This is a genomic window from Bradyrhizobium arachidis, from assembly GCF_015291705.1.
GTDB lineage: Bacteria > Pseudomonadota > Alphaproteobacteria > Rhizobiales > Xanthobacteraceae > Bradyrhizobium > Bradyrhizobium arachidis.
The window spans coordinates 2,329,817-2,343,281 of the sequence record NZ_CP030050.1; the positions used below are offsets into that span (position 1 = coordinate 2,329,817).

8 protein-coding genes and 2 pseudogenes are annotated in these 13,465 nt (G+C 58.6%); 6 read left to right on the forward strand and 4 right to left on the reverse strand.

Going from position 1 to position 13,465, the window contains the following annotated elements:
* Nucleotides 1-1,191: 1,191 nt before the first annotated feature.
* The 3 genes from WN72_RS10760 (at nucleotide 1,192) to WN72_RS10770 (ending at nucleotide 3,031) form a co-directional block, all read left to right on the forward strand.
* Nucleotides 1,192-1,893 (forward strand): hypothetical protein, encoded by a 702-nt coding sequence (locus WN72_RS10760; RefSeq protein WP_092220201.1) that lies wholly within the window; start codon nucleotides 1,192-1,194, stop codon nucleotides 1,891-1,893.
* An 87-nt stretch (nucleotides 1,894-1,980) separates the two neighbouring features.
* Entirely contained in the window at nucleotides 1,981-2,619 is a 639-nt protein-coding gene (locus WN72_RS10765; protein WP_143130834.1) for a hypothetical protein, read from the forward strand.
* Complete coding sequence (locus WN72_RS10770) at nucleotides 2,609-3,031, forward strand: tyrosine-type recombinase/integrase (protein ID WP_143130835.1); 423 nt, start codon at nucleotides 2,609-2,611, stop codon at nucleotides 3,029-3,031. Before WN72_RS10765 ends, WN72_RS10770 begins: the two co-directional genes overlap by 11 nt.
* 140 nt (nucleotides 3,032-3,171) lie before the next feature.
* Here WN72_RS10770 and WN72_RS10775 read toward each other — a convergent pair.
* From WN72_RS10775 to WN72_RS10785, 3 genes and pseudogenes are all read right to left on the reverse strand, one after another.
* Nucleotides 3,172-3,326, reverse strand: a pseudogene (locus WN72_RS10775) (transposase); the annotation flags it as partial.
* A 582-nt stretch (nucleotides 3,327-3,908) separates the two neighbouring features.
* Nucleotides 3,909-4,169 carry a hypothetical protein gene (locus tag WN72_RS10780; protein WP_143130836.1) on the reverse strand — a complete coding sequence of 87 codons (261 nt, stop codon included), beginning with the start codon at nucleotides 4,167-4,169 and terminating at the stop codon, nucleotides 3,909-3,911.
* A 15-nt stretch (nucleotides 4,170-4,184) separates the two neighbouring features.
* The gene (locus WN72_RS10785) at nucleotides 4,185-4,571 is read right to left on the reverse strand and encodes a hypothetical protein (protein WP_092220207.1); all 387 of its coding nucleotides are present in this window, start codon (nucleotides 4,569-4,571) and stop codon (nucleotides 4,185-4,187) included.
* A 1,208-nt stretch (nucleotides 4,572-5,779) separates the two neighbouring features.
* Here WN72_RS10785 and WN72_RS10790 point away from each other — a divergent pair.
* The 3 genes and pseudogenes from WN72_RS10790 to WN72_RS10800 form a co-directional block, all read left to right on the forward strand.
* Nucleotides 5,780-5,967: pseudogene (locus tag WN72_RS10790) on the forward strand (IS481 family transposase); the annotation flags it as partial.
* Nucleotides 5,968-6,551: 584 nt separating this feature from the next.
* Complete coding sequence (locus WN72_RS10795; RefSeq protein ID WP_167381165.1) at nucleotides 6,552-8,444, forward strand: methyl-accepting chemotaxis protein; 1,893 nt, start codon at nucleotides 6,552-6,554, stop codon at nucleotides 8,442-8,444.
* A gap of 1,312 nt (nucleotides 8,445-9,756) precedes the next feature.
* Nucleotides 9,757-11,202, forward strand: a complete 1,446-nt coding sequence (locus WN72_RS10800) for an NEL-type E3 ubiquitin ligase domain-containing protein (protein ID WP_244553997.1) — start codon at nucleotides 9,757-9,759, stop codon at nucleotides 11,200-11,202.
* Between the two features lie 565 nt (nucleotides 11,203-11,767).
* Here the strand turns inward: WN72_RS10800 and WN72_RS10805 are convergent.
* Nucleotides 11,768-13,225, reverse strand: coding sequence for a nucleotidyltransferase family protein (locus WN72_RS10805; RefSeq protein ID WP_092220213.1), 1,458 nt, complete (start codon nucleotides 13,223-13,225; stop codon nucleotides 11,768-11,770).
* Between the last annotated feature and the right edge of the window lie 240 nt (nucleotides 13,226-13,465).

Below are 13,465 nucleotides of genomic sequence, written 5' to 3' on the forward strand. Positions count from 1 at the left end.
CCTGGACTTCCGCGGGTTGCTTGCGGCGGATCACAAGCCCAACTAGGCCGGCAAGCACCAGCAATGCGCCCGCTATGATGAGCCAGTGTGGCAGTGCCAGCCGGTTCACGGGCCATTCTCCGTTCTGCGGGCAGTGTAGAGCCAGCAAAGCTCGCGTAGGAGGAAAAATCCTCGGAAAAAAGAGGGCGCGCGCCGAAGCGCCCCGTGGAGGCATTAGCGGGGTGGGACCTCCGCCCGGCCTTTGGTCTCGCTCGCCTGACCTCGAGCTACCCGCATTACCAGCCTTGGCCCATCCCAGACCTCAATGGCGGGATGTACTTCTAACAGTGGCCTCACACGACGTCGGAGCTCATCCTCGTCGGCGCCCTCGATCTCATACATCGCGAGCGAGACGCCCCTCAAATCGACTGCATGGGCAATGTAGCGCATGGCGTTCTGCCGAAATTGAACGGCCGCCGCGCGGGGCAACGCGGAGGCCGCTTTGGGGATGCTTCGACGTAGGGCGGGGGACCGTTCGTCGAAGCGAATCAGAAATGCCCGGCGAGCGGGCTTGTTCCTGGGGGCGACCCCGGTTGGGGGTGGATTTTTAACCAAATCACTGGTGGGATATTCGCGGAGCCTGAGAACTCCCGAAGCGGTCCCTTGCCGGGGATTGCGCTTCATCCGCGATAGGCAGGCCATCGGCCTTGCCGGGCCATCATGTCCCGCTGAACTATACGACGCGGCCATTTGCCGTGGGCTGCGACGGGCTCACTATGCCGGGAGTGCCACGGCACCGCAATACCCTTGCGGAGATAAAACAGCCTTCGGGTGAAGGCCGTGGCGCACGTTCTCGCGACGTGTTCTCAGCCTCCCGGTGCCAGCCCGCCGCTGGCGCCCGGCCCTGAGAAGCCGGTTTAAGACCGCGAGCCTAAAACCATGACAGAACGCCCTGCCAGCGCCCCAGGCGCCGCAAGATTGTCTAGCCCTCCCCTGATTCCCACCAGCGGTACAGATGCATCCCAGCCCTCCAGAACGCGGGACGAACCCAGCTCCGGGTCCGCGGATTCTTCGAACGAGGTTGGGCGGCTATCAATGACCAGGAGGGTCCTCATGAATATGTTTGTCTAGTCCGCGGCAGTCACCACTGCCGCACCAACCGTCGCTAGCGCCCGCATCGATGGGTCGCTTGCTACCGACAATGAAGCCATCTTGGCTCGCGTCGAGCAAATCGTGGGTTTCCTACGCACATGCTACATCCGCGAAGTGTGGAAAATGGATGAGCAGGGCGCGACGCTTGCCCTGGATTACTTCCGCCGGCAGGTCCACGGGCCCGCGTTTGCAGATGAGGATGAGGACGCGGCCGCGTATCATCAAGCCCTAGAATTCTTCCGCTCGCATGGTCAAAGCCTCGATTGGATCCATGACGGCAATCCCGTCGGGATGATTTGCGGGCTCGCAAAAGTATCTCCGCGAGCAGGCGTTTTGGCCGCCAACCGTGTCAGCGTCGATCCAATTCTTGCGGCGATCGAAACTCATCAGATCGCGAGCGCAGACTACTCGGCCGCCATTTGCGACGTCGTGCCCGGGACACTCGATCCTGATCCGATAAAGGAAGAATTGTTCGGCGACCGAGAGGCCGAAGCGCGGGGCGAGCTTGCCACTAGCGTTCCAACAACCTTGGCCGGACTGTTACATTTGCTGACCTACGTCGAGGAGGTCTCCGACGGAAAGTATTCAGCCAGCGGTCGGCGGGACAATAGTTTCGACAGGGACGACCTTTTGAACGTCATCATCAGCGCACAAGATTGCGTCAAGGGGCGCAATGAAAGCAGGCATCGCAGTCCAACGAATCGAAATCGATCGTCAGGGCAATATTGTCGTGTGTGCCGGTCAGCCGATCGGGCAAGGTGAACTCGGCAACGTGAACGAATGGGACTGGGTTCAATGAAGCGAGGGCTGCCTCCGCACTGTCACGGCTATAAGACCTAGCATGGCAAGTTGGTCTACTACTATCGCCACCCCGGACAGAAGAAGAGGCGTCTAGACCTGGCCGAGGACGTGCTTCCTTGGTCGCCTACCTTTATGGAGGCGTATGAGGTCGCAAGAAATGCGGACGCCAAGCCGATCGAGATCGGCGCAAAGCGGACAGTACAGGGCACTGTCAACGCCGCGCTTATTGGCTATTACGCGAGCGGCGCCTTCGCTGCGCTAGCGCCTACCACTCGGAGCAATCGCCGGGCCATCCTCGAGTCATTCCGCAATGATCACGGCGACAAGCGCGTCGCCTCAATGCACGGTGTGGCGCTGCAGAACATCATCAAAGGGAAGACACCAGCAGCGCAGCTCAACTGGCGCAAAGCCATGCGCGGCTTCGTCGATTATTGCCTCGCGCACAAGCCCGTGAAAGCGAATCCCTTGTCCGAGGTGAAGCTGACGAAGCTGAAAACGAAGGATTGGCACACTTGGGAGAGTAGCGAGTGCGCTCAGTTCGAAGAGCATCACCAACTCGGAAGCCGCGCGCGTCTTGCCTATGAGTTACTGCTGCAGGCGGGACAATCGCGCCGCGACGTCGTGATGATGGGGCGCCAGCACATCCGAAACGGCATCATGACGACAGAAGACGGGTGTGCCATTTAAAGTCACCATCATGCCTCGGCTGCAATCCGCGATCGACGCCATGCCTGGTGACAAGAAGAATCTGACTTTTCTAGTGACGCATCAGAACAAGCCGTTCACCGCTGCCGGATTCGGAAATTGGTTTCGCGAGATGTGCCGAGACGCGAAGCTGCCCGAGCGCTGCACATCCCATGGTCTACGTAAGGCGGCGGCGACGTATTTGGCAGAGCAGGGCGCGAGTGATCACCAGCTCATGGCGTGGTTCGGGTGGACCTCGATCTCTCAAGCCCAGGTCTACACCAAGGAAGCAAACCGAAAGCGGATGGCAGCCCAGGCTGGTCAGCTCGTATCGGGAACGGGAATTGGCTCACCAATCAATCCGGTGAGCCAAAATATCCAGCAAGTGATTGAAAACGTTGGAGTGAGAAAATGATATGGCGATCCCGGCAGGACTCGAACCTGCGACCCGCGGAGTAGAAAGTCGTCCGTTAAGAATCTGGTTTGAGCGCGGGTGTGGAGGGAGCAGCTGCATCAAAGCGTTCAGGATTAGGTGCAGCCAGAAGCTTCAGCCAGGAGGACGAGGCGAAGATTGTGGCCGACGGCGGTCAGGACGACATTAGACGCATCGCGGTCGCGGCCCCTGAGATGGCCGCGGCCGAGGTGTCCGTCGGTCTTCATATGCCGATCGCGGGCTCGATGGCGGAGCGGCGCCTGAGTTCGCGTTTGATGTGGTAGTGGCATCACACCGTTTGTCGGCAAACCCGTCCTGCTTCTCGGCGCCTCCATTACGGTCCTCGGCATCATCTGCGTCATCCGGGGTGCTCGCCCCCGATGACTGGGGCCGGAATGTATGGATTGGCTCGCTGCTGTTCGCGATCGCGACGGCGGTTCTATTCTTCTACATCTGATGGTGGATCGAAGAAGCGAGGCCCGGCAACAGAGACGAATCCTAACCGGGCCTCGCGACCGCCGATCACCTGGCGGGATAGACCGGCGAGCAGGAAGGATGTCGCGTGGCAGGCTGCCATTGTACGCGATAAGCGCTTTTTGACGCGAGATTACTGCAGACCGCTCGGTCAGCGGGCAGCTTTCCTGCGCAGCGCATGCCCGCGCCGTGGATAACTGCCTGTCCTTCGGTGCCGGCAGACCCCGGGGCGATGCGCAGGCACGACACCTCCCTGGACCTCCGCCCCCGTGATCTGGAGCCGAAAGGGCCCGGGTGGGGGCTTTTTTGTGCCCGGACTTTGTGGGTGCTGCTAGCGGCTTGAAATGAAAGAGGCCGCCAACTGAGGGCGGCCTCTGGGTTCGATCTAATTGCAGATATCAATTGGATATTGATTAGAGCCGCCGATCCCGACGAAGTATTTGTTGCCGGCCTTGCAACGCGCTCTGCATTTAGGAATTTCTTCACGGCATATCCCCATGGCGGCGCTTTGCCTTGCCGCGCCAGGAACGTTTGCTTTCGCCCAACTCACGCACAGCGCCCCTTGCTCGGTGCAGGAGCGAGCTGAGACGGTTTCGACCGAAGCTAAGCCGATTATGCCGATCAACAAAAACATGAAAAATCGCATTTCTATGTCCTTTTTTCAATTTCCAATGTGCCGACGCCGCTGCGCCATGCCGATCTCATCGATCGCATCCGCCAGCCCTTCTAAGAACGCTCGGTGCCACGCATCATCATCGGGCAGCTCCCATTCCCGCAGGCCAGCGACGTATCTGGTCAGAGCGATCACGCCCGCGATCGTGGCTGGCTTCGAACGGATGAGCACATTTGCATGCTCCGTGAGAGCCAGGTTCGTTTGGCCGGTGACTTCGTCGGCGGCAGCAAATTCGGCACCATCCTCGAGCTTAGCCGAAACCGACGCCGCCGCATCGTAGTGCGCGGACAGCTCACGATGGAGCTCAATTACTAGGAAGATCAGATCCCGATCGGCTGCAGCAACCGGCGGCGGGCAAATTTCTTGCGATGACAATGTTGGCCCCGAGCAAATGTGAGGTCGATATTAGCAGCGCTGTTATGACTAAAGTCGGCCCACATTACTTGGGATGCGCTGGTTTTCTGCGCAGCCAAGCGACTGCGTCGGTTGACTCCGTATCTGCAATGCAAGGACGGCTTTGGTGAGATTTGGCCTTTGTTGATTCTTGGGCGATTTTGGACGCCTTCAATTTTCCCGTTCAAAGGATTGGCATGGCGGCCCTCACGCTCGATCTGAAATTCCGTGTAGTGCCACGCCCCGCAAGGACCGACCGGCTACCTTCGACTTGCCGGCAATCAAAGATGCCGCCGAAGCCGCCTCAGCAACGGGCGCAATTCTCAGCGGGGTGGCGTCGGGCCAGATCACGCCTGGCGAAGCTGCAGAAGTGGCCAAATTGGTCGAGACGTTCGTGATGGCGTTCGAGACTGCGGATTGAGCGCGAACCGGAACTTACAGGAACGGATTGCTCTCCTCGAGGCGGAGCGGAATCCAGATTTTCAGATGATCATCCGAACAATCTACGAAGGTCGTACCGGCGTCCTCGCCGAGTTGCTAACGTGGCACGAGAGTGGTTCGTCTTCGGGCAATCGTGTCCTTGGGCAAAACCAGGCTGGCCGGCTACCTGCCGATATACCATCCGGTTTACAGGCCGGCCAATTCCTACACGCCCACTCTATACGCATGTCATAGGCGACGATCGGAAAAGCTACTACTCGGAAAAGAGGAGAATAAGCGCGACCCTGCCAAGGCCTTAAGAGCAATGCAGTGGTGCATAGCCTCGACAGTCCGCCGTCGGGCGAAGATCGGACGATCCTCGAACGGGCGCCTATTCTACGCGATCTGCTTTCGTGCGACCGAACTCCTAAATTGAGGCGCCCAGATTGGAGGAGATCTGCATGCGCGTGTGGTCCATTCAGGATCATGCGCGTCGTTTGTCAAATCTACATTGAACTTGCGATGGCGAGAGGCGCACGACAAGTACAGGAAGACAAGGTCGCTTGCGAAATTCCTCTGCAGCCGCCATTCAAAGAATGGATCGTCCTTCTAACGCTCTCTATGGCGTACGGATGAACGCTTCCGCCTAGATTGTGGGAGGCGACCACCGACGCTCCCTGGCGCATTGAACATCCTCGGCATCAGCGCACTAGGTGTTTAGTCCCAAGCTTTGATGGTGCATTCTTATCGCACGATTCGAAGGATGCGCTATGGGACAGGTTTTACACGGCTGCGCCACCACGACGGAGGCAGTCCGTCCGAGCAATACAAAATAGTCAAGAGAGCCTGAGAGGTCTCGTCAAGCGCTACGGGATCAACCAGAAAGACTGTTGCGAAGTGGAAGCAGCGCGAGACCGTCGCCGATCGTTCGACTGGCCCTAAGGAAGCCAGGTCGACCATCGCGTACTCGATTGGCGACTCAAACCGCCGGAGTGTCCCACGCTCTTCATCGCTGCTGCTTTAATGGAATTCCAGGACGATCGAATGCGAGCTCCATTCAGGTAAGGACCAGCGCACTAGTCAAGTGCGGATTGAGCCCTCCGGCAGCGGACGACCCGGCTTCAAGCTGATATTCGATCGATCCGTCGGGGGGCACACTCGAAAGACGAAACGGCAGAGTCTTCGAAATATCTTTTTGGTTGGGCCTCGCGGCACGATTCTCACCGCGGAACTGTGATGGGCCATTCCGCGCGCGAATCCTGCGGGCGTGAGTAGCAGACTGCAGAATTTATGCGTCGCGTTATTACTGTTACGCTGCAGAGTGCGTGGCCATCTCTCAACTATTCGCGCATGTATGATTCGGATGACAACCGAGTTCAATCTTATGTAACTAATCAAAACTAGGGGTTTCGCGAAATGATCTCATATTCAATTGGAAGTCTGATGACCGCCCCTACAATCGCGAAACGGCTCCGATCAACGGTCCTTCGTCGGTTTCGACCGAGCCTCCGAACTCAGATTGTGTTTTTGGGGATCGCGGGCGTGCTTGTCACTGGCGCGACTTGCGTTGCCGGACTTAATTATCTTGCGAAGGCGCAGAGTGAAGTAAGCGAGAGCGCCAATCTTCGCGCCCATCTGACGTCTCTTTCTCAGGCCTTTCTTGAATCGCAGCAGCTGGCGTTGGAGTTTTTGCGCAGGCGCGACGAAGCCGTGGTCGCGCGGCAAGCCGAGGGCATCAATAATGCACTGGCGGACCTTGGCCAAATCGAGGAGCGGGCCGCTTCCTCGTCCGAGGGCGATCCCCTGAGAGACGTGAAGTTCCTTCGCGCCGGAATCAACCTTTATGCGACTCGTTTTAATAACGTCGTCTCCGCGCAGCGGGTGCTCGGGCTCACGGAAAATGATGGGCTCCAAGGTAAGCTTCGCGAAGCCGTGCATCAGGCAGAAGCGCGACTTGCACATTTCAATGAGCCGCACCTGACGATGTTGATCTTGATGATGCGACGGCATGAAAAGGATTTCATGCTACGTCATGAGGAGAGGTATGGCGATGAGCTGGAAAAGCGCGTCGTCGAATTCGAGGCCGCACTTGCTGCTTCAGAACTTGCCCCGGAATCCAAGCGTGAGCTGAAGAAGCTTGTTGCTTCTTATCGATCGAGCTTTCTTGCGTTTCTTGTATCGCAGCAGGCGCTGGACGACCAAGTTGACGATCTCGTCCAAATCTACGGTCGGAATCGTCCCTTTCTTTTGAAAGCGATAGCAGGCGCGGACGCTCGCGCTAGCTCTGCTGAAGAACGTGCGTCGCGCCTTCGAGAGGCTTTGGGGTGGGCAATCGGGCTTGCCACTCTCGGGATCGGCTTCGTTGCGGTGCTTGTCGGTCAGAAGCTGGCAAGGCTTATTATTCGGATGAGCGAGGCGATGCGTCAACTTGCGGCCGGGCAGTTCGATGTCACGCTGCCGGGTCTTGGCCGTTCAGACGAGATCGGCGATATGGCTCAGGCCATGGAAGCGTTTAAGGTGAGATCGAAGGAAAAATTGCAAGAGGAACTTGCGGCGAATCAAGAGCAGGATCGTGTAGCCGCGAAGCGGCGCAAGGCGGAGCTTGGCGAGCTGGCCGGCACATTTGAACGAGCCGTTAGCAGCGTCATTGATACGATGTCTTCCGCATCGACCGAACTGGAGGCTTCCGCTCGGGAGCTGACAGAGACGGCACAGCTTACTCGGGAGATCTCTGATAACGTTGCGTCGGCATCGGAGGAGGCGTCAGCCAATGTTCAGCTGGTTGCTGCGGCAACGGAAGAGATGATGGCGTCCGCTTCCGAGATCGGCCGGCAGGTCGCGCGATCAACGGAAATCGCCCACGAAGCCGTGCGGCAGGCTGAAGAAACGGATCGCCGGATGAAGCAGCTATCGGCTGCTGCAACAAAAGTGGGTGGGGTGGTTGACCTAATTGCAGCGATTGCCAGGCAAACCAACCTTCTGGCGCTCAATGCAACAATCGAGGCCGCGCGTGCCGGCGGCGCCGGCCGCGGCTTTGCAGTTGTGGCGCTCGAGGTGAAGTCGTTAGCAACTCAGACGGCGAACGCGACCGTTGAAATCGGACAGCAGATTGCTGACATTCAGGCAGCGACACTGGAGTCGGCCAGCGCCATCACAAACATCGGAAACAGCATTAGCAGAATCTCACAAATTGCATCAGCGATTGCCGCGGCGACCGACCAACAGGGCGCAGTCACGAAAGATATTGCCCAAAATATTCAGCATGCGGCCGCGATGTCGATGACTGTCGCGGGCAACATCCGGCAGGTCGCGCAGAAGGCGTTTATCACAGGTGCATCATCGTCGCAGGTGTTGAGGTCTGCCAATGTGCTTGCCCGAACCAGCCATCACCTTAAAAGCGAAGCCGATCATTTTCTCACCGGGATCCGATCATGATCCCTCGTCGAGATGCCATGCAAGGCTCGGCGAAGGCGCTCCAACACCGCCCGGCGCTCGCCGGGCTCCTGTTAGAGGCATTCTCCCCACAGCGCCGTGCTCGCATCCTTTGCTGGGCAAAGTCGGCTAACCGCACCCAATGTTGCCGTATTGCGCCGAGCGAAGCACGACGGCCCCGCTATGGGCACAGCTGCATCGCGGTAAATCCTTATCGGGGAGACTCTCGCGCCGACGATATTTGAGTGCCGCTAGACACGAATGGGCCGCCGTCGTCATCCGCAAGCTCTCACTATACCACGAACAGTTCCTTATGACTTCCGATAGGGCTCCACAGAGGCGAGATCATACTTGAGGCTTCGCATCCACAGCAGCTGAGCCTACAGCATGTGGTTCGCCGTCAGTTCCTCGGCTGAGCTTGCTTGCAATTCATCGCGGGGAGCGGACGTCCTCGCCGCCGAGTTGCCGATAACCCAATTTGCAAAGGCTCGTGCCGCCGATCTTTGTCGGCTCGCGCATGCTCCCCTTCTTCTTAGTTGCAGCCGGCACTAAACTTCCGTTGATGTTGGCCGTCCAGGCAGCTTTCCTTTTGTTAGTCTCGTTCTTTTTAAGCTTGCTCAGCGTTTTATTGACTATGCCATCGATGATGCGAGCGTCATCGGGATGAGGATGATACGGATCTGCTTCCTTTGGGGCTCGGCGCCAAAGTAGGGCCGCAGGCGATCGGATAACCTGACCCCGTCAGCTTATCGACAGCTGAGCTTCCTAGCATGCGAACGTCTCGATCTAGCCGAAAGAGCCGCCTTATCGGCTGAGACCAAACATGTCATGAAGTTCAATGAATACAGAACAGGCCCAGACTCGCGCTGGCATACCCTCCGAATCCGAAAGCACCGAGCCAACGTCGGGGGCCGCCGGGCAGTCCCCCTCGTGCCTAACCCAGTGGGCGTCAGCCCTGACGCGGTGGGCCACAGGAGCGGCCGCCGCCGACCTCGTCTCATCGCAGGACAGCGCCCTGGCGAGCTGGGCAGCGGAAGAGGGGCAGGGCGAAGGCGAGAATAGGCAAGAGGGAGTCCGCCGGACGAGGGCATGGCGGGACGAGGGTGATGTCAGAGACGAGCTGAATTTGTCGTCATTGTCCCTGACTGCCTTGCCAGCCTCACTCCTGCCCAGGCTCCGAACCCTCAATGTCATCGGTAACCAGTTGAGCAGTCTGCCGGCCCAGCTTCCGGGCGGACTCCGGGACCTCTACGCTTCTGACAACCGGCTGACTAGTCTGCCCGCCCTCCCTAGCAGGCTCCGGCACCTCCACCTCATGGCCAACGAGTTGGCCAGCCTGCCGACAGCGCTGCCGTCCAGGCTCCGCAGCTTGACTGTCGATGGCAACCAACTGACCGATCTGCCCGCCCTTCCGGCAACGATCGAGGAGTTCTCCGCCTGCAATAATCAGCTGACCCGTCTGCCCGAGCTTCCTGCCAGGCTCCGCCGCCTGGATGTCAGCGAAAATCAGCTGACGAGCCTGCCCGATCTTCCGGCAAGGCTGCGGTACCTGGACGCAGGCGACAACCAGCTGACAAGCCTGCCCGACATTCCGGCCAGACTTCGATACCTGGACGTCAGCGAAAATCGGCTGACCAATCTGCCCGAGACACTCCCCGTCAGCCTTGAAATGCTCGGCGCCAGTAACAACCAGCTGACCGGCCTGCCCGCGACCGTGCTGACGCAGCTCGGCAGCGCGTCCAGCATCGACCTGCGGTCTAATCCGATACCGGCCCCGGTGCTGACCGATTTGGCGACAGCCACGCGCGGCGCGGACTATGCCGGCCCGCAGGTCTTCCTGTCGATGTCGCTACAACCGATGGAACACCAGTCGCGGCCCCTGCACGAGGTTGTCGCGGACTGGCTCGCGGACCAGCCTCGCGCAGTGGACGCGTGGCAGGGCTTCGCCGCAGAGCCGGGTGCGCAGGACTTTGCTCTGTTTCTCGAAAGACTTGCGGGCACCGTAAACTATGGTCATCAGGCGTTCCGCGACCAGGTGGCCGAGAATCTGCTACAGGCCGCGATGAGGCCGCGACTGCGCAAGCAGTTTTTCGAGCTGGCTAATGGAGCGACTGCGTCCTGCGAGGATCGCATCACTTTGACCTGGAACGGCATGCAGACCGCACGCCTGAACGCTGATGTCAAAGATGGGCTCTATGACAATCGGCTCGACCAACTGCTCCAACATGGCCGTGTCATGTTTCGTTTGGGGGCGCTTGACGACATCGCACGCGAGACGGTCAGCTCGCTTCGGCGTGCCGACCCGCAGGCCAATATCGACGAGATCGAGGTCTATCTTGCCTATCAGACCCAGCTACGGGATCGGCTGGAACTGCGTCACATCGCCCCGGATATGCGCTTCTTGAATCTCTCTGACGTCACTCCGGAGGACGTTGCCAGGGCAGAGACGTCGGTGCGGGAACAGGAAGCGACGGGTTTGGAGGATTTTCTAGCAACGAGCTGGGAGCCTTGGGATACGGTGGTGAGGCGAATCGCCCCCGATGATCATGCCGCTATGCAGGACCGGCTTGCCGATGCGCTGGAAGATGAGTTTCCGACGCGCTTGAACGAGCGGCTCGCGGAGCATGGCCTGACGGATGATGTTGATGCCCGGCGGATGGTCGGAGCACAGATCCTCAGCGAAATCGCACGTGAGATCAAGGGCGAGCTGATGCACAAGGTTCTCCGGGAGCACGGCCTCGAGCCCAGATCGATGCGATAGCCGGAAGCCGTCATGCCTATGGGCGCTATGATCCCGGTTTGCTCTCCCGGTAATTATCAAAGGGCCTTCATCGCTCTGGTTTGCGGTTACCTTGTTGAGACTGCTGATCTTCAGGACTCTTAATCAGCGGGTCCCAGGTTCGAGCCACGGTGCCCCAAACCAAATATCCCAATATTGTCAGTGGCTTATTTGGTGTGATCCTTTCCCGGAGAAACCTAAGGAAAATTCTTGGGGCAAGCCTGGGTCGCAATGCCTCGACATCCCTTCGCAGCGATCTAGCTTCGATCGAACAACATCGCGCCGACGTGATTGTCACGCTGTCGCAGGACAAACTGTCGTCACGGTTTCGCCAGCGCGTGAGAGTATCGTTTAGACAGATCGAGGATGTGTGCTTAGCCGCACACAACCTCTAACAAACAGGGGTTAACCCCTTGGTAGCGCGTTGACTTGTAGAGTCGAGGTCGCCACATTCGAGGTGAATCGAGACAAGCCCAAACGGGGCTTGCCCTCCGGTTCGAACAAAAGGTGCTATATGGCTCGTCGTCCTATCTTCCCTTGGTAGTATTCATAGGTGCAGTTTGCGCCGCCACCCGTGAGCCTGATAGAGCTCGCAGTAACCATGCCCAGCCTCCCCGGATGACAGCAGCAGCTTCGATGCCTCCCAAATGAGGTCGAGTCCGTCATCGAGCTTGCTCTCGTCCCCGAACACCACCAGATAGGCGCCCTTCGTATTCAAATACGCAGTGCGCTCGAATTTGTCGATGAAAGGCTCAATTCCAGTAAGTAGCGCCGCAACCTCCTGTTCAGCGTCCTTGTCGAGTTTCGGCCGATCCAGGCAAACTTCGGTGACGTAGTTAGCCAGGTTGTTGGCCAACACCGCTGTCCGCTCGTCGATCGGATTCTCGGCCAAAAATCGTCGCAGGATGGCGATCGCGTCCGAGACCCGATTGGTCTGGTACAGTGCCGAGCTTTCGATCCATACCTGCATGATCGGCTCAGCGACCCCCTCATCGCGCTCTTCCTTCTTCCAGGCATCGATCGCGTCGTCGATCCGCGGGTCGAGGATGCCGTCGTCTCGGTAGGATGCCAACGCAACCGTCAGCTTCAAGCGGTCCTTTGCATTGACGCCGACCTCTTCGAGGCGCTCGATTGCCGCGAGCAGGTCCGCCAAGTCCGCATCGCGCGCCGCGCACGTTGAAAGGTGGACATGGTCCATCTTGATGCGTGCGATCAACCCATCATAAGCCGCACTGCCCTCCGGCGAGCTGATGCGATGGCGGGTGAGCTTGGACATCAGCTCCAACCTCGCATCGCGCCGCTTGGAATGCATCAGTTGTACCCTCGATAGAATCGAGTCGCGCAGCGTCTGGCTTTGCACCTCGATCGCCTGAAGGCTTTCGCCGAAGCTTTCCATCAGAGCTTTCAGTCGCGGGTCCAGGTCGCCGATGGGCTTATAGGTCAGATCGTGAGTCTTAGCGCCCCACGCATCGTGAAGCATGGTCTTGACCTGTATCTCCACCCTCAATCTTTCCGTATCGACCGATTTGTACCCGATGCGAAGATGGGTGGCGTGGTATCCGCGATCCTTATGAATCTTGCTGATCTTCCCGTCGCTGAACTTGTCCAGGAACAAGCCTTCCTTCTTGGCTTCCGACGAGAAGACCTGGATGAACGCGTTGATCTGGTCCGGATAGAAGACTACGACCGTCATTCCGACCATGTCGGCGATGTTGTCGATCCGAAAGTTGGCGTCCGCAGCCCGGCCTTCTATCAGTTTGTGGATGATCTTCGCGCGGTCCTTAAACTCCTCGCCGCCTTGCTTCTTTGCGCGCGTGTACGCGTCGGCGATGAGAATGCCTTTGGAGCCGCGGCGGATGGTTTCCACCACGTCGCTCGCTTTCTCGAGGATGTCGAGGTACCGGCGCGAGTTCGTCTTCAAGTATTTGTCGACGGCGTCCCGCGCTTCCTCGTAGGTCATCGAAAGCGTCACCTTACCGATGGCGTTTTCCCTGGCCTTTTTCATCTCAAGTCACTCCTTCGTCGAACCGCGAGACCAAAATGAGAGCCGAGCTGCGCTACACGAGCTCTTGTTACGCAACTTACTTAAGCGGCCGATAGTGCCGGAACGGGCGCCGGGCTAATGGTTCGACCGAAAGGACGATCAAAACCTTCAAACGAAGAGAGGCGCCCTTTCAAAAGGCCGCCGAGCGGCCGTATTTCGCTAACTGCTTCACCGAAATGCCTCCCGAACGTTCGACATTGA

Bases quoted from the DNA above. Each gene is read 5' to 3' on its own strand.
- WN72_RS10780 (WP_143130836.1), bottom strand. From the start codon at position 4,169: ATGCGATTTTTCATGTTTTTGTTGATCGGCATAATCGGCTTAGCTTCG.
- WN72_RS10800 (WP_244553997.1), top strand. From the start codon at position 9,757: ATGGCCAACGAGTTGGCCAGCCTGCCGACAGCGCTGCCGTCCAGGCTC.
- WN72_RS10805 (WP_092220213.1), bottom strand. From the start codon at position 13,225: ATGAAAAAGGCCAGGGAAAACGCCATCGGTAAGGTGACGCTTTCGATG.